The 22,907-nt window shown below is 71.5% G+C and carries 20 protein-coding genes; 6 read left to right on the forward strand and 14 right to left on the reverse strand.

The window, feature by feature from the left end:
* The 3 genes from IMZ11_RS38215 to IMZ11_RS38225 all read left to right on the forward strand — a co-directional run.
* On the forward strand, window positions 1-400 hold a 400-nt coding region (locus tag IMZ11_RS38215; RefSeq protein ID WP_228647718.1), incomplete at its 5' end, for a CDP-glycerol glycerophosphotransferase family protein.
* Between the two features lie 106 nt (window positions 401-506).
* Window positions 507-3,590: a bifunctional glycosyltransferase family 2 protein/CDP-glycerol:glycerophosphate glycerophosphotransferase gene (locus tag IMZ11_RS46505; protein WP_228647747.1), complete on the forward strand. Its 3,084-nt coding sequence runs from the start codon at window positions 507-509 to the stop codon at window positions 3,588-3,590.
* A 47-nt stretch (window positions 3,591-3,637) separates the two neighbouring features.
* Window positions 3,638-5,131: a glycosyltransferase family 39 protein gene (locus IMZ11_RS38225; protein WP_228647720.1), complete on the forward strand. Its 1,494-nt coding sequence runs from the start codon at window positions 3,638-3,640 to the stop codon at window positions 5,129-5,131.
* 11 nt (window positions 5,132-5,142) lie between these two features.
* Here IMZ11_RS38225 and IMZ11_RS38230 read toward each other — a convergent pair whose 3' ends face one another.
* Entirely contained in the window at window positions 5,143-6,696 is a 1,554-nt protein-coding gene (locus IMZ11_RS38230) for a stealth family protein (protein ID WP_228647722.1), read from the reverse strand.
* Window positions 6,697-6,850: 154 nt separating this feature from the next.
* Here IMZ11_RS38230 and IMZ11_RS38235 point away from each other — a divergent pair, with 154 nt between their 5' ends.
* The 3 genes from IMZ11_RS38235 to IMZ11_RS38245 are packed head-to-tail and all read left to right on the forward strand — an operon-like array spanning window position 6,851 to window position 9,854.
* The gene (locus IMZ11_RS38235; RefSeq protein ID WP_228647724.1) at window positions 6,851-7,747 is read left to right on the forward strand and encodes a CDP-alcohol phosphatidyltransferase family protein; all 897 of its coding nucleotides are present in this window, start codon (window positions 6,851-6,853) and stop codon (window positions 7,745-7,747) included.
* Window positions 7,740-8,786 (forward strand): sulfotransferase, encoded by a 1,047-nt coding sequence (locus IMZ11_RS38240; protein WP_228647726.1) that lies wholly within the window; start codon window positions 7,740-7,742, stop codon window positions 8,784-8,786. The genes IMZ11_RS38235 and IMZ11_RS38240 overlap by 8 nt, the downstream gene beginning before the upstream one ends.
* A 27-nt stretch (window positions 8,787-8,813) precedes the next feature.
* Window positions 8,814-9,854: a sulfotransferase gene (locus IMZ11_RS38245; protein WP_061253287.1), complete on the forward strand. Its 1,041-nt coding sequence runs from the start codon at window positions 8,814-8,816 to the stop codon at window positions 9,852-9,854.
* On the opposite strand, the gene IMZ11_RS38250 is transcribed toward IMZ11_RS38245, so the two are convergent.
* From IMZ11_RS38250 to IMZ11_RS38310, 13 genes are all read right to left on the reverse strand, one after another.
* Window positions 9,844-10,929 (reverse strand): glycosyltransferase, encoded by a 1,086-nt coding sequence (locus IMZ11_RS38250; protein WP_228647728.1) that lies wholly within the window; start codon window positions 10,927-10,929, stop codon window positions 9,844-9,846. The two genes, IMZ11_RS38245 and IMZ11_RS38250, sit on opposite strands and share 11 nt — an antisense overlap.
* Window positions 10,926-13,757: a CDP-glycerol glycerophosphotransferase family protein gene (locus IMZ11_RS38255; protein ID WP_308066895.1), complete on the reverse strand. Its 2,832-nt coding sequence runs from the start codon at window positions 13,755-13,757 to the stop codon at window positions 10,926-10,928. The genes IMZ11_RS38250 and IMZ11_RS38255 overlap by 4 nt, the downstream gene beginning before the upstream one ends.
* Before the next feature lie 115 nt (window positions 13,758-13,872).
* A complete protein-coding gene (locus tag IMZ11_RS38260; protein ID WP_228647732.1) occupies window positions 13,873-14,754 on the reverse strand; it encodes an SRPBCC family protein in 882 nt (293 codons plus the stop codon).
* A gap of 158 nt (window positions 14,755-14,912) precedes the next feature.
* Window positions 14,913-15,776: a xanthine dehydrogenase family protein subunit M gene (locus IMZ11_RS38265; protein ID WP_228647734.1), complete on the reverse strand. Its 864-nt coding sequence runs from the start codon at window positions 15,774-15,776 to the stop codon at window positions 14,913-14,915.
* Window positions 15,773-18,217, reverse strand: a complete 2,445-nt coding sequence (locus IMZ11_RS38270; protein ID WP_228647736.1) for a xanthine dehydrogenase family protein molybdopterin-binding subunit — start codon at window positions 18,215-18,217, stop codon at window positions 15,773-15,775. The genes IMZ11_RS38265 and IMZ11_RS38270 overlap by 4 nt, the downstream gene beginning before the upstream one ends.
* The gene (locus IMZ11_RS38275; protein WP_061253290.1) at window positions 18,214-18,711 is read right to left on the reverse strand and encodes a (2Fe-2S)-binding protein; all 498 of its coding nucleotides are present in this window, start codon (window positions 18,709-18,711) and stop codon (window positions 18,214-18,216) included. The genes IMZ11_RS38270 and IMZ11_RS38275 overlap by 4 nt, the downstream gene beginning before the upstream one ends.
* A gap of 77 nt (window positions 18,712-18,788) precedes the next feature.
* Window positions 18,789-19,241, reverse strand: a complete 453-nt coding sequence (locus tag IMZ11_RS38280; protein ID WP_061253291.1) for a nuclear transport factor 2 family protein — start codon at window positions 19,239-19,241, stop codon at window positions 18,789-18,791.
* Between the two features lie 37 nt (window positions 19,242-19,278).
* Window positions 19,279-19,470, reverse strand: coding sequence for a ferredoxin (locus tag IMZ11_RS38285; RefSeq protein WP_308066896.1), 192 nt, complete (start codon window positions 19,468-19,470; stop codon window positions 19,279-19,281).
* On the reverse strand, window positions 19,467-20,426 hold the full coding sequence (locus IMZ11_RS38290; protein ID WP_228647738.1) for a pyridoxamine 5'-phosphate oxidase family protein: 960 nt from the start codon (window positions 20,424-20,426) through the stop codon (window positions 19,467-19,469). Before IMZ11_RS38290 ends, IMZ11_RS38285 begins: the two co-directional genes overlap by 4 nt.
* Window positions 20,427-20,462: 36 nt before the next feature.
* The gene (locus IMZ11_RS38295) at window positions 20,463-20,906 is read right to left on the reverse strand and encodes a VOC family protein (RefSeq protein WP_228647740.1); all 444 of its coding nucleotides are present in this window, start codon (window positions 20,904-20,906) and stop codon (window positions 20,463-20,465) included.
* A 321-nt stretch (window positions 20,907-21,227) separates the two neighbouring features.
* Window positions 21,228-21,806: an ABATE domain-containing protein gene (locus tag IMZ11_RS38300; RefSeq protein WP_228647742.1), complete on the reverse strand. Its 579-nt coding sequence runs from the start codon at window positions 21,804-21,806 to the stop codon at window positions 21,228-21,230.
* A 53-nt stretch (window positions 21,807-21,859) separates the two neighbouring features.
* Complete coding sequence (locus tag IMZ11_RS38305) at window positions 21,860-22,066, reverse strand: hypothetical protein (protein WP_061253296.1); 207 nt, start codon at window positions 22,064-22,066, stop codon at window positions 21,860-21,862.
* The coding region (locus IMZ11_RS38310; RefSeq protein WP_228647745.1) for a LiaF domain-containing protein at window positions 22,056-22,907 on the reverse strand (852 nt) is incomplete at its 5' end. The genes IMZ11_RS38305 and IMZ11_RS38310, both read right to left, overlap by 11 nt.

A 22,907-nucleotide genomic window follows, 5' to 3' on the forward strand; every position in this document is an offset into this window, starting at 1 on the left:
CGGGGACATCGGGGACATCGGGGACATGGGGAACTTCGTCCGCGACGTGTCCGCCCATCCCGACGTCCGCGAGCTCTATCCGCTCGCGGACGTCCTGGTCACGGACTACTCGTCGGCCATGTTCGACTTCGCGCCGACCGGACGCCCCATGCTGTTCTTCGCGTACGACGTCGAGGAATGGGCGGGCCGGTTCCCCTTCGACTACGAGGCGGAGGTGCCCGGGCCGCTGCTGCGCACCACCGACGAGGTGATCGAGGCGGTCGCGCACGCGGGCGAGGTCTCCGCCAAGTACGCGAGGCTTCGCCACGACTTCGTGGCGAAGTTCTGCCCGCTGGACGACGGCATGGCCGCCCGCCGGGTGGTCGACCGGGTCTTCGGGACGGCGGCGGAGCGGGGGTAGCCCTGGTCAAGAATCGCCCAAGGCGCGGTAAGGGTACGACGTCCGCCCGATCCCGACAGGTGATCGCGGGCATTCTGGCCGCGTGCGTACGGCTCCCAGACTCTCGGTGATCGTTCCGTTCTGTGACGTGGCGGAGCATTTCGAGGACTGCCTCGGCTCGCTGCGCGCGCAGACGCTCACGGACGTCGAGTTCATCCTCGTGGACGACGGTTCCACCGACTCCGGGCCGTCCATCGCCAGGGCGTACGCCGCCGCCGACTCCAGGTTCACGATCGTCGGCGGGCCGAAACGCGGCGCGGGCCCGGCGCGTGACGCCGGGATCGCGCACGCGACCGGCGTGTACCTCGCCTTCGCGGACGGTGACGACATGGTCCCGGAGGACGCCTACCGGACCATGGTGGAGTCGCTCGACGAGACCGGATCCGACCTGGCCTGTGGCGCGGTGACCCGGCTGCGGCAGGACGGGTCGGTGAAGTCGCGCGTCGTCCCGCCCGGGTTCGCGACGACCGTGCCGCGTACCCACGTCAGGGTGAACCGGGACCTTCTCCAGGACCGGCACGTGACGAACAAGGTGTTCCGCCGGTCCTTCTGGGACGCGCACGGCTTCGTCTTCCCCGAGGGGTTGTACGAGGACGCGCCGGTCGCGATCCCGGCGCACGTCCTGTCCGCCGCGACCGACGTGCTCAGCGACGCCGTGTACCTGTGGCGTTCCCGGCCGGGCTCGGCGCGCGACCGCAGGGGAGACCCGGACCGCGTCGCCCGGTCGCTGGCGTCGGCCGCGACGGTGTCGGCGTTCCTGGCCGAGCGCGCCCGCAAGCTGCGGCGACGGCACGACCAGCACATCGCGGAGACGGAGTTCCCCCTCCTCCTCGACATGCTCGCCACGGCGCGGGCGGGGGTCGCGAGGAGGTTGTCCGACCACGCGCGGGCGTGCCTCGAAGCGCTCCACCCCGCCGCGGCCGACGAGTTGCCGGCGCTCCAGCGCCTCCAGATCCACCTCCTGCGCGAAGGCATGGTCAAGGAACTGGCGGTCGTCCAGCGGTTCGCGCGTACGGAGATCGACGATCACGGCGTGGTGCGGAGCGGCCTGCGCGACCCGCGCTGGTACTTCGACTATCCCTTCCGCGGTGATCCCCGCGTCCCCGACGCGATCTACGAGGCGGGGCCGGAACTGCGTGTCCACGCCATGGTCGACGACGTACGGTGGACGGGCCGGCTGCTGCGGATCACCGGGCACGCCTACCTCTGCCGCGTGGACAGTAAGCTCTGCGACGTCGAGGTCTGGCTCGAATCCGGTGACCGGCGGATGCCGCTGAAGGCGGGCCGCGCTGAGCGGCCGGACGTGACCGCCGACTCCCGGCAGTCCGCCGTCTCTCACGACAGATCCGGCTTTTTCGTCCAGCTCGACCCAGCTCAGATCCCCGAAGGGACGTGGACGCTGCATACCCGCGTGTCCACGCGCGGCATCACCCGCGACGCACGCGCGGCCGGCCACCGGGACGCGGGCCGGCGGGGCTTCCACGTGGGCGGCGTCGAGGTGTCCCTCACCCGTGAAGGCGGGCTGGTCCTCACGGCTCGCGGCTCCGAGGACGCCGCCGTGCTCCACCCCGCCGCCGTCCCCGTGGCGGGCAGGATCACCGGCGTCCGGTGGACGGAGGACCACGAGCTGGTCCTGACCGGGGAGGGCGAGAGCCGTACGGACCGGATCGCCCTTCTGCTCGGGGGCTCCGGGGGCTCCGGGGGCTCAACGGACGCGGGGGACCCGGGCAATCCGGGAGAGCGGCACGAGTGGCCGGTCAGGTGGTCGGGCGGGCGCTTCACCGCGACGATCGGCGCGACCGCGGACGGGTTGCCCGTGCGCGGCGGGCGATGGCGTGTCCTTCTCGGCGACGGGCCGCTCGCGCTCGGCCAGGAACTGCTCGCCGCCCCGCCGGAGCCGCACACGACGTCTGTGCACCGGATCTCCTTCCTGCCCGGCCTCGGCGGCGAGCTCGCGCTCCTGGTCAGGCCGGCGCTGCGCCCGGACGAGCGCGGTAGGTACGCCCTGCGCAGGCTCCGCGGCACGCGGCGCCACCATCGCGCGCGGATCAGGGACGCGGTGCTCTTCGACAGCTACGGCGGGAACCAGTACTCGTGCAACCCCCGGGCGATCTCGGAGGAGTTCCAGCGTCGCGATCTCGGCACGGACCTGATCTGGGTCACCAGGGACGGCCAGTTCGCGGTCCCCGAGGGGGTCCGCACCGTCCTGTACGGCTCCCGCGAGCACGAGGAGGCGCTCGGGACCAGCCGCTTCGTCGTCGCGAACCGGCGCACCCAGCCGTCCTGGTACGTCGATCGGCCGGACCAGACGTTCGTGCAGACCTGGCACGGCACCCCGCTCAAGTGCCTGGGCCGCGACGTCAGGGGCAAGCCGCTGGCCAGCCATGACATCTACGAGGGACTCGACCGCTACGCCGCCATGTGGGACGTGCTCGTGTCGCCCAACCCGTTCTCCACGCCGATCCTGCGGCGCGCCTTCGGCTACGAGGGCGAGGTCCTGGAGTCCGGCTACCCCCGCAACGACGTGCTGCTGCGGCCCGGACGGGCGCACCGGGTGCGCGCGGACCTCGGCCTTCCGGACGGGACGCGCGTGGTCCTCTACGCGCCGACCTGGCGCGACGACGAGCACTCCCGCCGGGGGCGCGTCGACCTGGAGCTGGAGGTCGGCCGGGTCGCCAAGGCGCTCGGTGACGACACCGTCCTGCTGGTCCGCGCCCACTATCTGATGGCCGGGCGGACAGCGATGCCCACGGTCGTCCCCGGGGCCGGCGGGGGATCACCCGGCGGATTCGCCGTCGATGTGTCGAGATTTCCCGACATGGCGGACCTGCTGGCCGTCACCGACGTGCTCGTCACCGACTACTCGTCGGCCATGTTCGACTTCGCCTGCACGGGACGGCCGATGGTCTTCTTCGCCTACGACCTGGAGCGGTACCGCGACCAGATCCGGGGCTTCTACTTCGACTTCGAGAAGGAGGCCCCCGGCCCGATCGTCCGTACGTCGGACGAGGTCGCCGACGCGGTCGGCGAGGCGCTGCGGCACGGAGAGCGACTCGGCCGTGCGGCGCGCTACCGGGACTTCGCGGTGCGGTTCTGCCCCTTCGACGACGGCCACGCCTCCGAACGCGTCGTCGATCGCATGTTGTCCTGACCTCTCCCCGCGGCTGAAACCCGGGGTTCCTCGTTTCAGGAGTCTCGATGAGCCTTTTCCCGGCCGGCGCGCTCGCGCGGCCTCTCGCGCTTCCCCGCCTCAGGAGCGGCGCGACGCTCCTGCCGCCCGGTCTGGTCGCCCTGGCCGCCGGACTGTGGGGCCTGGACGGCCCGCCCATCTGGCGGGACGAGGCCGCCACCGTCAGCGCGGTCGTCCGTACGCCGTCCGAGTTGCTGGACCTGTTGAGCCGGGTGGACGCCGTCCACGGCGTCTACTACGCGTTCATGCACGTCGTGGCCGGCGTGTTCGGCACGGGTGACGTGGCGTTGCGCCTGCCCTCGGTGCTCGGCGGCGTGCTGGCCGCGAGCGGGCTCGCCGCACTCGGGCGGGCACTGGGCAACGCCCGCGCCGGCTTGTACGGCGGGTTGCTCCTGGCCGTGATGCCGATCTTCTCGCGCTACGTCCAGGAAGGCCGGCCGTACGGGATCACGATGGCCGGAGCAGTCGGGGTGGCCCTCCTGCTCGTGCGCGCGCTCCGCGCGCCCTCCTGGCGGCGCTTCCTCCTGTACGGCGCGGCCGTGGCGGGGCTCGCCTACCTGAACCTGTTCGCCTTCCTGGTCGCCGGCGGGCACGGCGTGTACGTCCTGGCGGAGGCGTGGCGGGGGCGCGGCTCCTCGCACCCGGGCACGCGGCGCACGGTCACACGCTGGTGCGGAGCCGCGGCACTGGCGATGGCGGCCGTCCTGCCGCTGGCGTGGATCTCGTCGGGTCAGAGCGGGCAGGTCGGCTGGATCCGGACTCCCGGGCCGGAAGAACTGCGGCTGCTCGCCATCCGGATCTTCGGCGACCTCGGCACGACGAACTCGGCGTGGGCGGGCATCGCGCCGCTGGTCCTCGCGCTCGCGCTGTACGGTCTCACCCGGTGCGGGGCGGTCGCCCGGCTGGCGCTGCCGTGGCTGCTGGTGGCCCCGCTCGCGCTGCTGGCCGTGTCGTGGGCGCTCCACCCGGTCTTCGTCTTCCGCTATGTGCTGTGTTGCGTGCCCGCGGCCGCTCTGCTGGCGGGGGCGGGGCTCGCGGCGCTGCCCCGCCGGCTCGCGGTTCCGCTGCTCGCGGTCGGGATCGGGCTGGCCATCCCCGGTCACCTCGCGACGCGGGGACCGGACGGACGGCAGGACAACCCCGATCCGCTCATGTCGGTGCTGGCGAGCGCGGCGCGGCCCGGCGACGCGGTCGCCTTCGCCCCCGGGCTGACCAGGAAGTACACCGTCGTCTACCCCGGGATCTTCGACCGCCTGGACGACGTGCTGCTGCGCAGGTCACCCGAGCGGGACGGCAGCTTCTCCGGGCGGGACGTGCGCCGCCGCGCCCAGGCGAGGCGCCTGGACGACGTGCGGACGCTGTGGGTGGTCGGCTACGCGAGCAAGATGCGGGCCACCGACTGGGGAGACGACCTGTTCCCCGAATCCTTCGAATGCACCGGACACTGGATCTCCGGCGACTTCGCGATGGCCCGCTGCACGAATCAAGACGGTACGAATTAAGACGGTACGAATCAGGACAGCTCGAACGCGTTGGGCGTCGGATAGTAGGCCTCCAGGAAGCGCATCAGCAGCGCGTCCTGCTCCTCGGTCGTCGGCGCCGTGTCGTTCAGGCAGAAGGCGTCGTGCTTGCGTTTGGCCAGCATGCGGCGCAGCTTGGCCGGAGTCTCCTCCAGCGCCAGATCGACGTACGTGTAGTCGATCATGCCAGGCGCCGCGCGCCCGGTCAGATACGCGTAGTAGTGGGCCAGCGACGACACCACCGAGATGTCGCTGGACTCGCGGAAGGCGCCGCGCGCCGTCGCCGCGAAGTCCTCGGCGAACCGCTCCTCGACCTCGTACAGGAGGGACCGGCGCAGGGCGTAGGGGACATGCTTCATCTTCTGGGTGAGCGTCCGCCCGGCCAGGGCTTCGAGTATCCGCCGGTTGTTCATGCCGGCAGCGTGGACCGGCGACTCCTCGTCCGCGGGGGAGCCGAACGGCACGTGCACGATGCTCGGGAAGAAGTGCGGCATCCCGTTCCCCTCGAAGAACGTGTGCGCGGGCAGCGGCCGTCCGAGGAAGAAGTCGTCGTTGAGGTAAAGGAACTGCTCGGACAGCCCGTCGATGTGGTGCAGCTGCGTCTCGATCGCGTGCGAGTTGAACACCGGCAGCACGGACGGGTCGCCGAAGATCTCCTTGTGGTCCACGACCGAGACGAGCGGGTCGGAGGTGTCCAGCCACGGAGGCCGCTGACCGTCGGTGACCACCCACACCCGGTTGACCCAGGGCGCGTACGTCAGGAGCGATCGCAGCGAGTAACGCAACTCGTCCCTGCTGACGAAACGGGCGTCGGTCGTGGCGAGCTCGCTGAGCCCGCCGGTCAGCGCCAGGTCCCGGCGGGCGCGCCAGGCCGGATCGGAGCCGTCGACCCAGGTGTAGACCGCGTCGATCGGGAAGTCGATGTCGTCGATCAGGCGGTGGGTGAACTCGGGCCGTGTGGGATAGCCGCCGATGCTCCGCGACGGCGACACCAGGTTGTTGAACAGCTCCTCGCCGCCCTGGACGGTCTCCCCGTGCGCGGGCACGATGTCGCAGGACCGGTTGGGGCGCGGCGCCACCAGCATGTCTCCCTCGGGCGCCCAGAACTCCAGGTCGCAGCCGTGCTCGGCGCCCAGGGTGAGGGTGTGCGACGGGCTGGTGAAGTAGAGCGCGACCCGCACCACGCGGGCGTTCTCCAGCGTTCCCGCGCGCCGGAGCGGGAGCATCTCGCCCACCTCCGTCGACCGCTCGCCGCGCCTGCCGTACGGCTGCCGCCCGGCGAGGAACGGTTGTCCGCATTGGGCCAGAGCTGACAACGCCTCTGACCGGTGGGTCGTCGCGACCGCCACGGCGGGCGGCCTGCCCCGCGGTGGACGGACGCAGAAGTACGGCACGCCGGCGCTCGCGAGCGCCGAGCACACCAGCCCGAAGGTCTCCCGTTGCGCCTGTAACGGGCTCGCGTCTTTCCTGATCAGTGCGGCGCCCGGCGTGGTCCCCCCGGCGAGCAGGCGCGTTCGCAGCCGTCGATACAACGTTCCAACCGGCATGATCTCCCCCCGGGACAGGACTGTAACCGATGACCGTCACGCTCGCGGGACGCTTTGACGAGGTCGGGGGGAGAGTCAAGAACTGGCAACGAGTTGACCTTCCTAGCACCGATTCGCATGTAGGTGGCTACTCAACGTAGTCATGCTGGCGTGCATGGGAAGCTTCACGCTGGACGATGTTCTGGCGGTGCGAAAGCCCAGGGACTCGTGGTGGACCGTCTTCCTGGTCGATCCGATCGCCTGTCGGCTCGCGCTGCTGGTGGCCAATCACACCTCGATCACCCCCAACGGGCTGACCCGGTTGTCCATGGTGCTCGGCCTCACCTCGGCCGTGTGCTTCGCCCAGGAGTTGCTGATCGCGGGAGCGGTTCTGTTCTTCGTGAGCTTCACCGTCGACTGCATGGACGGGAAGATCGCGCGACTCAAGGGCAACGGGACGCCGTTCGGTCTCTGGCTGGACTATGTGGGCGACCGCATCCGGGTCCTGTGTTGCGCGTTCGGCATCGCCTCCGCGCTGTACGCGCGGACCGGTGACCTCGTCTACGTGGTGGCCGGCGCCGCGATCGTCGTGCTCGACCTGTTCCGCTACATCAACGGCCCGCAGCTCAAGCGGGTCCGGGACTGCACGAGGGCGGCCGCCAGGGAGAGCGCGGGAGCCGAGTGCGTCTTCATGGACGAGCTGCTCGGCGCCGCCCCCGGGAGCAGCACCGAGCAGGTACGGCGCGACTTCGAGCGCGTCGGCGACGAGGACGGCCGCGCGCTGGTGGACCTGCAGAGGGGCTTCCGGGCGCAGTTCCCCTGGTACGACCGCGTCCGCATGTTCCTCGTGGCGCACCGCGTCCGCTCGCACGTGATCAGCGGCATCGAGTTCCACGCCGCGGTCTTCGTGATCGGACCGGTCCTCGGTGCCGTGGGCTGGCTCTGGAGTTCCGCGGTGACGGGCGCGTTGCTGCTCGCGTTCGAGTGCGTCCTCGTCTACCGGGCCTGGCTGGCGACCAGAGAGGTGACCCGCGCTGTGCCGGTAAGGGAAAGGGAGAAGGTTCTTGTCTGAACGGCCGATCTTCGTCGTGGGGTGCCCGCGCTCGGGTACCACCCTCCTCCAGCTCATGTTGCACGCCCATCCGCGGCTGGCCGTGCCGCCAGAGACCCGCATCGTCGTGCACGCGTACAACAAGCGGCACAAGTACGGCGACATGCGGCAGGCGGCGAACAGGCGCAGGCTCGCCGAGTGGATCGCCGACGGCAGCCGCACCCAGTTCACCGACCTCGGCGTCGACCGCGACGACTACGTCACGAGGGCCGTCGAGGGACCGGGCAGCCTCGGCTCCGTCGTCGGCCTCGTCTACCAGATGTTCGCCGAGCGGTTCGACAAGCCCCGATGGGGCGACAAGCGGCCGCCGTACATCCGCCATCTCGACGAGATCCTGGCCATGTTCCCCGACGCCCAGATCATCCATCTGATCAGGGACGGCCGGGACTGCGTGTCCTCGCTCAAGGAGATGCCGTGGTTCGGCGAGGACATCTACCACGCGGCGCACCGCTGGGCCGAGGCGATCGACCTGGGCCGGCGCGCGGCGCGCAAGTTCTCGCCCGACAGCTACCACGAGTTGCGGTACGAGGACCTGACCGCCGACCCCGAGCACGCGCTGACCCGGCTGTGCGCGTTCATCGGCGAGGAGTACCACCCCGCGATGCGGGAGCCGTACCGGGTCGCGGACGTCGTGCCGGAGCGCAAGACCTGGCACGTCAACACCCGCTCGGAGGTGACGACCGAACGGTCGGGCACCTGGGCGGAGCGGCTGGAGCCGTGGGAGATCGGACTGTGCGAGGCGGTGCTTGGGGAGCGCCTTCTCGACCAGGGCTACACGCTCAGCGGGGCGCCGCAGCCGGCCCGTGAGCACCTGGCGGCCTACCGGAAGGTGGCGTCGCGTTTCCGCAGGAAGCGGTGGCAGAAGGGCGTCACCGAGCGGTTCGACCGGATGCGCGAGCCCGGCCCCGTGGCGGCGCTGCTGACCGAAGGGCAGCGCGCGATCGCGGGACTTCCGGAGCGGCCGAGCCATCGGCCGGCGCACCGAGTCGCCGCACGCTGAGTTACCAACACAGGGGGATTGATTCACATGCAGTCGGACAGGCCGATTTTCGTCGTCGGCTGCCCGCGCTCGGGCACGACGATGCTGCAGCTCATGTTGCACTCCCACCCGCGCATCGCGGTTCCGCCGGAGACGCGGTTCCTGGTCCCGGCCTACTTCTCGCGCAAGTCGTACGGGGACATGCGGCAGGCGGAGAACCGCCGCAGGCTCGCCGAGTGGATCGCGAACGGCAGGAACACCAAGTTCCGCGAGCTGGGCCTGGACAAGGCCGAGTTCATCCAGACGGCGATGATGGGACCGGGCAGCTTCGGCTCGGTCATCGGGACGGTCTTCAAGAGCTACGCCGAGCGTTTCGGCAAGCCCCGCTGGGGCGACAAGCGGCCCAGCTACTTCAAGCACGTGGACATGCTGACGCGCATGTTCCCCGACGCCCAGTTCATCCATCTGGTCAGGGACGGGCGTGACTGCGTCGCCTCCCTGAAGGAGATGCCCTGGTACACCCTGGACAGCTTCCACGCCGTGTCCAACTGGGCCGAGGCCATCGACTTCGGCCGGCGCAACGCCCGCAAGCTCCCCGCGGACACCTTCTACCAGCTCCGGTACGAGGACCTGACGGCCGACCCCGAGCACGAGCTCAGGAAGCTGTGCACGTTCATCGGTGAGGAGTACGACCCGGCGATGTGCGAGCCCAGGCACGTGGCCCGCGTGGCGGTGCCCGCGCACAAGGTCTGGCACAGCAACACGCACGGCGACGTCACCACCGCGCGCTCGGGCAGCTGGTCCTCCCGGCTGGAGCCGTGGGAGATCTCGCTCTGCGAGGACGTGCTCGGTGAGCGGCTCGCGGCCTGCGGGTACGAGCTGAGCGGCGCCCCCAAGGCGGAGCGCCGGCACCTCTCCGCGTACAAGGCCGCCGCGGGCAAGCGGAAGGCCGCGCGCTGGCGCAAGGGCAACCGCGACCTGCTGGTCCGGCTGCGTGAGCCCGGCCCGATCGCGGCCCTCCTGACCGACGGTCAGCGCACCCGCGCCGGCCTCCCCGCGCAGCGTCCCCGCGAGCTCGTCAACGGCTGACGTGTTCGAACAGCGACGTCCAGCGGTCGAGCACGTGTTCCAGCCGGAACCGCTCCGCGTGCAGGCGGGCGGCGGCACCCAGCCGCCGCCGCTCGTCCGCCGAGCCCATCAGCCGTGACAGCGCCGCGGCGAGGGCCGGGACGTCCGCCGGGGGGACGAGCAGGCCGGTGCGTCTTGGCACCACCAGCGCGCGTACGCCTCCGGACACGTCGAACGCGGCGCACGGCACCCCGTACGACGCCGCCTCCCCGATGACCAGCGGCAGCCCCTCGTGCTCGCTCGACAGCCCCACCACCGACGCCTTGAGGTATTCGACCGGCATCCCCGCCGCCGGTATCCGCCCCCTGAAGACGACGCTGCTCGCGACACCCTCCGCCGTCGCGTGCAGCCGGAGCCGCTCCTCCTCGGGCCCGTCCCCGATCAGGTGCAGCTCCCAGCCCGGGTCCACTCCCGTACGGCGTGCCGCCGCGAAGGCCGAGATCAGCCGGTCGAACCGCTTGACCCCGGCCAGCCTCCCCACGCCCAGGATCCGCCGGCCGCCGACGGACGCCACCGTCTGCGGCCAGCCGGGGAGCGGGTTCGGCAGGTGGCAGGTGTTGGGCAGCAGCGCCGCCTCGGAGAAGCGCCTGGCGTCGTCGGCGCTGAGGAAGACCGCCTGGTCGAGCGCGCCGTAGTGCGCCCGGACCGAGCGGAAGTGCCACGAGCCGAGGGCGTGGTCGAACGAGCCGTGATACTGCCCGATGCCGAGGTGGCGATGCGGCGCCAGCAGGTCCCGCATCCTGGTCACCACCGCGGGTGAGGTCATCACGACGTAGCAGGGGCCGACGCGGGACAGGAGCCGCGTGACGGCGCGCCGGTCGGACCGGCGCCAGGCCCGTTCCGGCGGCGTGGCGCCGATCACGTGGCGGTCGTACGCGGGCCGCTCCACGTAGCGGACGGGGTCGGCGGACCGGTGCAGGCCGGCCACGTGGACCTCGTAGCCGCGCTCGGCCAGGCCCTGCGCGACGGTGTGCGTGACACGCTGGATCCCGCCCAGGGTGTCGGCGTCCATGCAGGCGAACAGGACGGTTCTCACCGGGCCGCCCATTTCCGGACCGGCCGCTTCCGGCGTCTCCGGTCGGGGAAGGCCGGGGACAGGATCGCCGCGACGAGGGACCGGGCGAACGACGGACGCGGGACCACGGCCCCGGCGAAGAACGCGTCGACGACGCGAGCCGCCGCCTCTCCCGTCTCCCGGGCGCACCACATCCGGCGGAAGGCCGCGTATCGCTCCGCGTACCGGGCGTGCCAGGCCGCGTGCGATTGCGTGTGTGGTGCCGTGTGTGGTGCGCCGTGCGGTGGCGGTCCGAGGTCGCGCAACACGCGGACGAGCTCATCCGTGGTGGTGACGCACGGGCCCGGGGCGATCTCGGGCAGGTCGTGGTGGACACCGCGCTCGGCCCGGCGGTACTCCTCCCAGTCGTCGGCGAAGAGCACGATCGGCTTGCCGGTGACCGCGAAATCGCACATCACCGACGAGTAGTCCGTCAGCAGCACGTCCGCGGCCAGGATCAGATCGTTGATCTCGGGATAGCCGCCCGCGGGCCGGACGAAGTGGCGCAGCCGCTCGGGCACCGCGAACCGCTCCACCGGGTGGGTACGCAGGACCAGCACCCATTCCGGGTACAGCTCGGCCGCCAGCCGGTCGAGGTCCGCCCGGACCGACCGGCCGGAGAGCTTCGCGCGGTCCCGGTAGGTCGGCGCGTACAGCAGGATCCGGGCCCCCTCACCGATCTCCAGTCGTTTCCTGGCCCGCGCCACCGCCGCGGCGTCCCCGCGTACCAGCACGTCGCAGCGCGGCGAGCCGTACCGCAGCAGCGGGCCGGAGTACTCGTTGGCGGGCAGGAAGATCCGCTCGAACTCCGCGCTGGGGGAGACCAGGGCGTCCCAGCGGGCCACGTTCGCCCGCCACTCCTCGCGCGGGCCGGGGAAGTCTCCCCTGAGGTCCGGCGAGTTCAGCCCGACCGACTTGGAGCCCTGACCGTGCCAGGTCTGCAGGTAGCGGGTGCCGGGCGGCTTGGGGAAGCCCAGCGGCATGCCGTGGCTGTCCACCCACCAGCCGGCCCGCGCCATCGTCCACAGGTAACGCCAGCTCATCCGCCGGACCTTGGTCACGTCGCCGGGGAAGTTGCGCCGGTTCGCGGACACCGACCAGACCGCCCTGAGCGGCAGCTTCCTGCGGCGGACCTCCTCGTGGACGTACCGGGGATGCCCGGTGTAGCCCCTGCCGCAGTCGGACTCGAACAGCACGAGGTCACGCCGCCGGGGGACGACCCGGATCAGTCCCCTGTAGATCCGCAGCTTGAGGTTCCGGTACCCCGGATGCCCGATGATCCTTCTGCGCAGGGCGAGCAGCCGCGGCACCACGTGCCGGAGCGGGCCGCGCCGCTCCCACACCGTGCGCAGCAGGGCGCTGTCGCCCGCCGGCCGTACGGTCACGCGGTGCGTCGCCGTGGACGCCGTGAGCGGCGGCATCGAGGGGTCGGCGAGGAGACGGTCGCCGGTGGTGTGCCCGTCCGCCCTGGTGAAGGACACTTTCGGGTCATGGGCACCGGCCCACCAGAACGGGCGGGGGTTCGCCCCCGACAGATCCACGTCGGCCCGGAGGAGGTACCCGCCGTCCGCGTGCTCGTGTGGCGAGAGCCGTACCCGATGGGGGCCGAAGACGAGGTGGGCCACCGACGGGTGGCGGTCGAGCACCGAGAACGGGTCGTAGGTGCGGATCGTGAGGGAGAGGACGGAACCCTTCACGGACGCCTCGGTGACCTCGTGCCTGATCCGGGTGGCGGTGAACGGCAGTTCGGCGAGCCGCATGGCCGTGATGTCGAGGGCGGGGTCGGCCTCGCGTCCCCAGTAGGTCCGGCCGTCCCGCGTGAGCGCCTCGCGGGGGGCGGCCCGCGCGCCGGTGAGCGAGCGCGCCGCCACGCGCAGGTCGTCGACCCGGTCCGCGAGGATGAGCGCGGCGCACACCCGGACCATCGGTTCCGCCCGGTCCAGGACCCCGGGTTCGAGTGCCGTGAGGTACGGACGGACCACGGCGGCGAACTCCTTGGCCCACACCGCGTCGAACCTCGGCAGCGCGTTGAGGTAGACCCGGAGGTCCTGGGTGACGAACCGGTGCTGCCGCTCGGGCACGAGGCAGTCCAGGCCGCCGCGCCGGAGTATCCGGTCGGCGGCCTCCGCCGCGACCACCCGGTGCCGCGCGTTCTCGATCGCGCCGAGGCGGAGCGAGATGGACGCGTCGCCGCCGGGCGCGCGGTGCCACAGATAGACCGGCCACGGCACGACGGCGAACAGCCGCGCCGCGCGGTAGAGGGCGGCGGTGAAGATGTGGTCCTCGTAGAGCACGTCCTCGCGGAACCGCAGGCCGTGCTCGCGCAGGAAGTCGAGCCGGTAGAGCTTGTTGGTGGAGAACCCGTCGAAGAACATCGCGGGGTCGGCGGCGATCCCGGGGACGACCCGCCGCCGGCGGAAGAGCGAGGGATAGTAGGGCGCCGTCCTCCCGGTCTCCTCGAACAGGCGCGAGATCTGGCCGGTCACGAAGTCGGCGCCGGTCCGTTCGATCTCGGCGAGCAGGCTCTTGCAGGCGTGCCGCGGCAGCTCGTCGTCGCTGTCCAGGAACATGATGTACGGCGCGCGGGCCGCGGCCATCCCGGCGTTGCGCGGAGCCCCGCAGCCGCCGCTGTTGGACCTGCGGCGGATGTACCTGACCCGGGGCATGTCGCGGACCGCCCGGTCGGTGCCGTCGGTGCTCGCGTCGTCCACGACGATGATCTCAAGGTTGCGCAGCGACTGGTGGACGAGCGAGTCGACCGCTCTGGGGAGCCTGGCGGCGTCGTTGTAGGTGATCACGACAACGGTCACATCCGGCCGCACCGCCATGCGAACCCCCCGAACGCCGGTTCTGACACTCGGGGTGTTCCCTCACGTCTTAGTGGCTTGTCCCGGCTCGAGAGAAGATGACGGGATTTTTGCTGGTTTAGCGGGAGAAGCGGCGGCGGATCAGATAGATCACGAGGGCGACGCCGGCCAGCGCGCCCACCACGGGGACCAGCCGCTTGAGCAGCGGTGCTCCGGCGACGCGCAGCAGGTCGAGGGCCTCCTCGTCGGCCGTCCTCGACGCCTTCGCCGCCCGCGCCGTACGCGTCCCGGCCGGAGGCTCGGGCGGGGACGGCACCGCCGTCAGGTGGCGGTGCGGCGTCGGCCCGGCGGCCGGGGCGGGCTCGCCGCTCCCGCCACTCCTGCCGGGTTCGCCGGGTTCGCCGGTTTCCTCAAGGGTGGCGCCTTCCGCTTCCAGAGCCGCCTCGGGAGCGCCCGTCTCCTCGGGCCGCGCCGCGCTACCGTCGCCCTGGACAGGCGCGGGTCCGGTGGACGCGACGGGAACGGCCGCGACCGTCCCCCGGGCTCCGCCCCCCTCCTCCAGGAGGGCGGCGAGGTTCCCGGCGAAGCGGTCGATCAGCTTGGCGCCGACCTCCGCCATGACACCCCGGCCGAACTGGGCGGGCCGCCCGGTGACGTTGAACGACGTCTCCACCCGCACCCGGGTGTGGTCGCCCTCGGGGATGAGCTTCGCGTGGACCGTGGCTCCCGCCGTACCGGCTCCGCGAGCCTCCTTGCCGGACGCCTTGAGCGTCAGCGTGCGCGCGGCCTGGTCGACGTCCTCGAACGACGCCCTGCCCTGGTAGGTCACGGTTATCGGGCCGACCTTGACCCGCATGCCGCCGGTGAAACTGTCGCCCTCGACGGACTGGAGCGTCGCTCCCGGCAGGCACGGCGCGACCCGCTCGACGTCCAGCAGCACCGGCCACGCCCGCTCGACCGGGACCGGCACCGTGAACTCGTGCTCGAACCGCATTGCCATGGGACGACTCCGTTCCGTCGGCTGCGCCAGCCCTTCCATCTGCGACAGTACGACCCGGGTGCCCGTCGCCGCCACAGGACGAACGGGACGGCGGTGACGGGCGCCCGGGGGCGTCGCACGCGGCGCCCCCGGCCGGCTCGCGCGGGCACCGCGCCGGGTCAGCCGGTGCCCGCCGCGGCGAGGAGCGCCCGGTGGGTGAGCACCCGGGCCAGGTGCCTGCGGTAATCCGGCCGCGCGTGGAGATCGGCCGGCGGCTCGGTGTCCTCGTCCGCCCGCGAGGCCGCCGCGCGAAGTTCTCCGTTCGCGCCGAGTTCGGCGCCGCGCGCGGACTCCTCCACTCCGGTCGCGCGGACGGGTGTCGCCCCCATGTTGGTCAGCGCGACCCGCGCCTCCTCGACGGCACCGTTCGACCGGCGTACCGCCGCCGCGACGCCGACGATCGCCCACGCCTGGGCCGTACGGTGGAACTTCTCGTAGTGGAAGCCCCATCCCGGGCCGAGCTTGGGCACCCTGATCCCGGTGAGGATCTCCCCGGGGTCGAGCGCGGTCTCCAGATAGTCGAGGAAGAAGTCCGCCGCGGGGATCACGCGTTCCCCGCCGGCCGACCTGGCCACGAACTCCATGTCCAGCGCACGCGCCACGGCCGGGAGGTCCCCGGCCGGATCGGCGTGCGCCAGCGAGCCGCCGAGCGTGCCGCGATGCCGTACGGCGGGGTCGGCGACGGTCGCCGTCGCGAGTGCGACCAGCGGGCAGTGCTCCCGCACGATCGGCGAGGTGACGACGTCGTAGTGCGTCGTCATGGCGCCGATCAGGACGTGGTCGCCCCGGTCGGCGACACCCCGCAGCTCCTCGACGCGGCCCAGGTCGACGAGCGTGCCGGGATAGGCGAGCCGCAGCCGCAGCAGCGGCAGCAGCGACTGGCCCCCGGCGAGGACCTTGGCCTCCTCGCCCTGATCGCGGAGCGTCTCCAGGGCCTCGTCCAGCGACGACGGCCGCACATAGTCGAACGACGCGGGGATCACGCCGGACCTCCTTCCGTGGTCTGCGCTCCCGCCCGGGGAGCCGTACCGGCCTGGTCGAGCACCCGCCAGACGCGTTCCGGGGTGCAGGGCATCGCCACGTCCTGTACGCCGCGCGGCCGAAGCGCGTCGACGATCGCGTTGACGACGGCGGGGGTCGAGGCGATCGTTCCGGCCTCGCCGACGCCCTTGACGCCGAGCGGGTTGGTGGTGGCCGGCGTCTCGGTGCGGTCGGTGGTGTAGTCGGGAAGGTCGGCCGCCGACGGCAGCAGGTAGTCGGCCATGGTCGTGGTCAGCAGGTTGCCGTCCGCGTCGTGCACCGCCTCCTCGAACAGCGCCTGGGCGATGCCCTGTGCGATGCCTCCGTGGACCTGGCCTTCGACGATGAGCGGGTTGACGACGCTGCCGACGTCGTCCACCGCCACATAGGAGCGGATCTTCGTCGCGCCCGTCTCGGTGTCCACCTCGACCGCGCACAGGTGCGTCCCGTGCGGGAACGAGAAGTTGTCCGGGTCGAAGGTCGCGTCCGCGTCCAGGCGCGGCTCGAAGCCGTCCGGGAGGTTGTGCGCCGCGAACGTGGCCAGCGCGATCTCCTGGATCGTCCGCGAGGCGCCCGTTCCGCGCACCCGGAACTCGCCCCGGGAGAACTCGATGTCGTCGGGCGACGCCTCCATCAGGTGCGCCGCGACCTGCTTGGCGTTCTCCTTGACCTTCTCGCACGCCTGGACGACCGCGACGCCGCCCACGACGAGCGAGCGCGAGCCGTAGGTGTCCATGCCCTTGTGCGAGGAGGACGTGTCGCCGTGGATCACCGCGACGTCCTCGAACGGCACCCCCAGGGCGTCGGCGACGATCTGGCTCCACGCCGTCTCGTGGCCCTGGCCGTGCGGGCTGGTCCCGGTGACCACCTCGACCTTGCCGGTGGGCAGCACGCGTACTCCGGCGTGCTCCCAGCCGCCCGCGCCGTACGCGAGGCTGCCGAGGACGCGGCTCGGCGCGAGCCCGCACATCTCGGTGTACGTCGAGACGCCGATGCCGAGCTGGACGGGGTCGTCGCGCTCCCGCCGGTCGGCCTGTTCGGAGCGCAGCTTGTCGTAGCCGAACAGCGCGAGTGCCCGGTCGGTGGCCGCCTCGTAGTTGCCCGAGTCGTAGGTCAGCCCGCAGACCGTGGTGTACGGGAACTCGGAGTGCCGGATCCAGTTGCGCCGTCTGAGCTCGATCGGGTCCATGCCCAGCTCGGCCGCGAGCTCGTCCACGGCCCGCTCGATCGCGAACGTGGCCTCCGGCCGACCCGCCCCGCGGTACGCGTCGGTCGGCATCTTGGTGGTGAAGACGCCCGTACAGGTGAAGTCGTAGGCGTCCATCTTGTAGATGCCGGAGTACATGAACGCGCCGAGCAGTGGAACGCCGGGCGTGACCAGCATGAGGTAGGCGCCCATGTCGGCCAGCAGGTCCACCTTGACGCCCCGGATCCGGCCGTCGGCGTCGGCGGCGACGCTGATCCGCTGGAGCTGGTCGCGGCCGTGGTGGACGGTCAGGTTGCCCTCGGAGCGGGACTCCGTCCACTTGACCGGTTTGCCGAGGCGGCGGGTGATCAGCAGGCAGAGCACCTCCTCGGCGGTCACCTGGAGCTTGGAGCCGAAGCCGCCGCCCACGTCGGGGGCGATGACGCGCAGCTTGTGCTCGGGGATCCCGGTGGTCAGCGCCAGCATCACCCGCAGCACGTGCGGGATCTGCGTCGCCGAGTGCAGGGTGAAGGAGTCGCCGTCGGTCTGCGCCACGACCGCCCGAGGCTCCATCGCCGACGGGATCAGCCGCTGCTGGACGTAGGTGCGGTCGATCACCACCGCGGCGTCGCGGAACGCCGCGTCGGTGTCGCCTTGGGCGAACTTCCAGGTGAACGCCTTGTTGCCGGCCTCGTGGACCTTGGGGCTGCCCTCGCCGAGCGCCGCCGTCATGTCGGTCACCGCGTCGAGCGGCTCGTAGTCGATCTCGATGGCGTCCAGGGCGTCGGCCGCCTTGTAGCGGTCCGTGGCGACCACGCAGGCGACGGCCTCACCCACGTAGCGGACCTCCGTCACCGCCATCGGCGGGTGGTCGGGGATGACGATGTCCTCGCTGACCGGCCACGCGCAGGGCAGGCTGCCCTGTTCGGCGGCGAAGTCCTGGCCGCTGTAGACCGCCACCACGCCCGGCTGGGTGCGCGCCGCCGACGTGTCGACGCGGGTGATCCGCGCGTGCGCCATCGGGCTGCGCAGGAACGCCACGTAGAGCATGCCGGGAAGCTGGATGTTGTCGGTCCACTGGGTGCGTCCCGTGACCAGGCGGGCGTCCTCCTTGCGCCGCCGGGCCCGGCCGACCTCGCGGCCGCCGCCGGGGCCGCCGAGCAGGTCGCCCTCCTTGATCTGCCGCGCCACCACGCCGGCGTCGAGTTGCTCGGTCATGGCGTCGCCATCCCTTCCCGCGGCATCTCCTGCGACATCTCCCGCGCGCCCCGCCGTACGGCGCGGACGATGGTGCAGTAGCCGGTGCACCGGCAGAGGTTGCCCTCCAGCCCCTCGCGTACGGCCTCTTCCGAAGGGTCGGGATCGTCGTGCAGCAGGTCGATCGCGGCCATGATCATGCCTGGGGTGCAGTAGCCGCACTGGAGCGCGTGCTCCTCGTGGAACGCCTTCTGCATGGGGTGCCACGTGCCGCCGGTGGCCAGGCCCTCGATCGTGACGACGTCGCCGCCGTCCGCCTGGACGGCGAGCACCGAGCAGCTTTTGACGCTCCTTCCGTCGAGGAGCACCGTGCAGGCGCCGCAGTTGCTGGTGTCGCAGCCGATGGGTGTGCCCGTCTTCCCCAGTCGATCTCTCAGGAGGTGGACGAGGAGAAGGCGCGGTTCCACCTCCTCGTCGTATCGGATGCCGTCGACGGTGACGGAGATTCGGGGCATAAATCCCTCCCGGACAGGAAGTGAGACCGGATATTTGCGAACGTACGCCGCTGTTTGCCCCGGTCAACCCCCCAATCTCAGGCCAGGGGGAAAGTTTGGCCCCGCTCCTCGGCGGGCCGGGAGCCGAAGATCCGGCGGTCACGCTCGTCGATCCGCAGGTCGTTGATGCTCGCCTCCCTCCGGCGCATGAGCCCGTCCGCGTCGAATTCCCACAGTTCGTTGCCGTAACTCCGCCACCATTGGCCGCCGGCGTCGTGGCACTCGTACTGGAAGCGCACCGCGATCCGGTCGCCGCTGAACGACCACAGGTCCTTGCGGAGCGCGTAGTCCAGCTCCCTGTCCCACTTGCGGGCCAGGAACCGCTCGATCTCCTCGCGGCCCGTGACGAACTCGTCGCGGTTGCGCCACACCGAGTCGGGTGTGTACGCGAGGGCGACGACCTTCGGATCGCGGGTGTTCCAGGCGTCCTCGGCGGCCTGGACCTTGGTGCGGGCGGTCTCCTCGGTGAACGGAGGAACCGGTGGCTTCATCGTGATGTCCTTCCTGTGTGGCGCCGGCGTGTCGTTCTCAGTCCCGGAAGGAGATCGCCTGCACCGGGCAGAGCAGGGCGGCCTCCTCGACGGCCGGCAGCAGCGACCCGTCAGGCTCGGTCACGTAGCGCAGTTCGTCGTCCTCGTCGAGTTCGAACACGTCGGGCGCCGCGAAGACGCACTGGGCGTGCACCCTGCAGAGTTCCCTGTCGACGTCGACGCGCATCATCGGCTCCTCGCCGGGGGGTTGAAACGGGAGTACTTCTCGAAGGTCCAGCGCAGCGGGCTCGCCCCGCCGACCTGGACCACCTCCTCGACGTCGAACCCGACCAGCCGCTGCGCGCCCGGCACGTCGCCGGGATCCCAGTCGACCCGGGCCCGGCCGGTCAGGTGCAGCGCGTCGCCGGTGGTCCAGTCGAGGAAGAGCAGCCCGGCGGCGGGGTTCAGCTCCAGGTTGCCGAGCGTCATGTACATGGAGTTGCCGACGTAGTCGGGCCAGACGAGTCGGCGCTCGTCCACGACCTGGACGAAACCGGGGTTGCCGCCCCGGTGGGACACGTCCGAGCCGAACCCGTCCGCGTGCGTGGCGACGAAGAACGTGTCCGCGCCCTCGATCCACTCCCGGTGCCGGGGGGCGAGCACGGCCGTCCTGTACGTGCCCGCCGTCGAGGTGGCCGGGTCCTCCGCGACATCGCGGGTCTGGAGGTACTTCGGGCAGTTCGCGTAGACCTGTTCGGTGGTGACGACCAGGCTGTTCCCTTCTCGGCGGGCCCGGCCGTTGATCCGCATGCGCCGCCGGGTGCTGGGCTCGATGGCGAGCATGCCGATGTCGTGCCCGGAGCCCCGCCCGGTGCTCTGCCCGGTGTCGCGCCCGGTGGCCGGCTCGGTGGCCGGCTCGGTGGCCGGTGCGTTGTCGAAGACGCCGGACAGCGGGTCGTTCGCGCCGGGCAGCGCGTCGATCACCACCGTGCGCGGTCCCCGTGCCGTGGCGAAACCGGCGGGCCCGGTCAGCGGGCCGGCCCAGACGCGCCCGCCGGGGCCGGCCGTACCGATGACGAGCATGCGCTGATCGGCCAGGAAGCCTGCCGCCACGTCGGGGATGTCCGGCCGGGTGCCCGCCGACCCCCAGTTCTCCGCACGCACGCCCGCGCGGCGCTGGACCGCGGCCTCTCCGGTGTGCCGCATCCTCGTCTCCTTCTCCGTCGGTCGTTCAGCTGCCGTTTAGAAGAATCCGCAGGTCGGGGCGCCGGGCGTGGGGGCGGGCCGCTCGTCGGCGCCCGCGGCGGCGTAGATCTCCAGGCGGATGCCGTCGGGGTCCTCGAAGAACACGCCGCCCGACGAGGCGCCCTCGCCGTGCGGTACGACGCCGTCGTGGTAGACGGTGACGCCGGTCTCCCGGACGGCGGCCTCGGCCCGGCGCACCGCTTCGATGTCCGGGACCTCGAAGGCCAGGTGGTGCAGGCCGGGCGTTCCGGTGCCGAACCTGCCCTCGCTCTGCTCCCAGAGGGTCAGCACCAGCGTGCCGTCGAGCCCGAGGAAGGCGAAGCGGCGCCCCTCCTCCTGGGACTCACCGACGACGTCGAAGCCGAACACCTTCACGTAGAAGGTCGTGGACGCGTCGAGGTCGGAGACGTTGAGCCCGACGTGGCCGGTCTTGAAGGTCATGGGATTGCTCCTCACCGCTTCTAACGGACTCTTCCGTTAGGCGACTATAACGGGTGTCGTGACTTGATCCCGTTATAAATGCGTGGCATGAATCACACAATCGGGTGATTTGAGGAGAATGTGCGCGGTCTTCCTGGGCCAGGTCCGTTGCTTCTTGGGCCGGGTCCACTGCCCAGTGACGATCAGACCGCGGCGGCGGCACGGCGTACACGGCGTACACGGCGTACACGGCGTACACGGCGTACACGGCGTACACGGCGTACACGGCACCATCGCGTCATGGGAGGCCGCCGGAACGCCGCCTTCGTGCGACGCGGGACGTCAGTGCGCCTTGTGCTGCCGGTAGTGCCGCGCGGCCCGCGCGCGGTTGCCGCAGGCGACGGAGCACCACTCCTGCCGGGCGTGCTCCTTGACGAAATAGAGCACGCAGCGCGGGGCGAGGCAGGTGCGCAGCTGTTCCCGGTGTGGACCGGTGAGCAGTTCGATCGCGGAGACGGCGAGGGCGGCGCGGATGCGCGCGGACTCGCTCACCGGCTCCGCGGGAACGGTCGTGCGGACGGGGAGGCCGTCGGAGGGCCAGTCGAGCCGCGGTGCGAGGGGCACCGCCATCGCCGTCGCGTTCACCAGGTCGAGCGACTCGGCGAATCCGGGGAGCCGGTGCGCGTCCGCGCCGCTCGGCGGGCCGGGGGAGACCGCGCGGGCGAAGAGGGCGCGCACCGCCTGGCGCAGCTCGACGACCTCGTTCCGCAGCGCTTCGGTGGCGACGAAGGCGGTCGCGTCGAGTCCGAGCGGATCCGCGTGCGCCCGCCCCCACTCCGTCATGCCCGCGACGTCGGCCAGGCTGTCCGTCAGGCCCGTACGGCTCGCACGGATGGTGCTGACGAGGTCCAGGGCCAACATCGTTCCAGTTTAACGGGCTGTTACGTGTGTTCCCGTGAGACAGTCCTGCCGTCTCAGCGGTGGCGCACGGCCTTCGCGATGATGGCGACGAACGCGGAGAAGCCGAGGCCGATCACCAGGATCAGCAGGATGCTCACCGGGTCGGGGGTGGGCGGGATCAGATAGCGGATGCCGACGCCGACGAACAACAGGCCGCACAGGAGGGCCAGCCAGTCGGTCCGATGGATCTGGCGGGGGCGCCGCTCCGGGTCACGCGCCACGGCGCACCGCCACGTCGCCGATGCCGGCCTTCACGTGCAACTCGATCGTGGGTGCGTCACCCGTGCCGGTGACCTCGGGGTCCAGGACCTTGCTGAACTGGACGTCCATGCCGTCCTCGACCTTGTGGTCGATCTTGACCTCGCCCACCCGGGCGTAGCCGTGGACCTCGACCCGCGCCGTGGGAGGCAGGATCACCGTGATCTGCCCGATCGACACCGACGCGTCGAAGCGGATGCGTGAGCCGGAAGCCAGCTTGATGTCGCTCAGGTCGAGCTTGCCCTCGCCGACTCCCACGGCGTACTCCCTGGTCGCCTGGGAGACGTCGCTCGGGTGCCAGGCGAAATTGCCGATGTTCTTGGGGAGGCCGTTCAGCGTCGATCCCGCGACGAGGGCGACCGACACGATGATCCCTGCCGCGACCAGTCCCGCGCCCCGTCCCCACCACGTCGCGATGAGCAGGCCCGCACCGATCGTGACGAGGACCGCCCCGCCGATCACCGGCATGCTGACAGAACCGGTGCTCTGCTGCACCGCGACCATGATCCCTCCAACGATCAGGGCGAGGCAGATGGTCAATCCGCCGATGAACGACCTGGACTTGGGTTGCCGGGCCGGCTTGCGGGATTTCGCGTCCTCCGCGTCCTGGGGGTACGGGGGCCGCACGGGCGGGTAGGGCGTGCGCCCATACCCGGCGTAGGGGCCGCGCGGGGCGAACGGCTCGCCCGAGGCGTAGTCGTACGCGCCGCCGCGGGCTTCCCTGGCCAGGTCGGACAGTCGCCGGAAACCCGGCTCCGCCGGTGTGGCGGTCACGGGGGGCACAGGGGGCGCCTCCGCGGCATG

The organism is Microtetraspora sp. AC03309 (assembly GCF_020826795.1).
Lineage (GTDB): Bacteria > Actinomycetota > Actinomycetes > Streptosporangiales > Streptosporangiaceae > Microtetraspora > Microtetraspora glauca.

Bases quoted from the DNA above. Each gene is read 5' to 3' on its own strand.
- IMZ11_RS38225 (WP_228647720.1), top strand. From the start codon at position 3,638: ATGAGCCTTTTCCCGGCCGGCGCGCTCGCGCGGCCTCTCGCGCTTCCC.
- IMZ11_RS38230 (WP_228647722.1), bottom strand. From the start codon at position 6,696: ATGCCGGTTGGAACGTTGTATCGACGGCTGCGAACGCGCCTGCTCGCC.
- IMZ11_RS38235 (WP_228647724.1), top strand. From the start codon at position 6,851: ATGGGAAGCTTCACGCTGGACGATGTTCTGGCGGTGCGAAAGCCCAGG.
- IMZ11_RS38245 (WP_061253287.1), top strand. From the start codon at position 8,814: ATGCAGTCGGACAGGCCGATTTTCGTCGTCGGCTGCCCGCGCTCGGGC.
- IMZ11_RS38260 (WP_228647732.1), bottom strand. From the start codon at position 14,754: ATGGCAATGCGGTTCGAGCACGAGTTCACGGTGCCGGTCCCGGTCGAG.
- IMZ11_RS38270 (WP_228647736.1), bottom strand. From the start codon at position 18,217: ATGACCGAGCAACTCGACGCCGGCGTGGTGGCGCGGCAGATCAAGGAG.
- IMZ11_RS38275 (WP_061253290.1), bottom strand. From the start codon at position 18,711: ATGCCCCGAATCTCCGTCACCGTCGACGGCATCCGATACGACGAGGAG.
- IMZ11_RS38280 (WP_061253291.1), bottom strand. From the start codon at position 19,241: ATGAAGCCACCGGTTCCTCCGTTCACCGAGGAGACCGCCCGCACCAAG.
- IMZ11_RS38285 (WP_308066896.1), bottom strand. From the start codon at position 19,470: ATGATGCGCGTCGACGTCGACAGGGAACTCTGCAGGGTGCACGCCCAG.
- IMZ11_RS38290 (WP_228647738.1), bottom strand. From the start codon at position 20,426: ATGCGGCACACCGGAGAGGCCGCGGTCCAGCGCCGCGCGGGCGTGCGT.
- IMZ11_RS38295 (WP_228647740.1), bottom strand. From the start codon at position 20,906: ATGACCTTCAAGACCGGCCACGTCGGGCTCAACGTCTCCGACCTCGAC.
- IMZ11_RS38300 (WP_228647742.1), bottom strand. From the start codon at position 21,806: ATGTTGGCCCTGGACCTCGTCAGCACCATCCGTGCGAGCCGTACGGGC.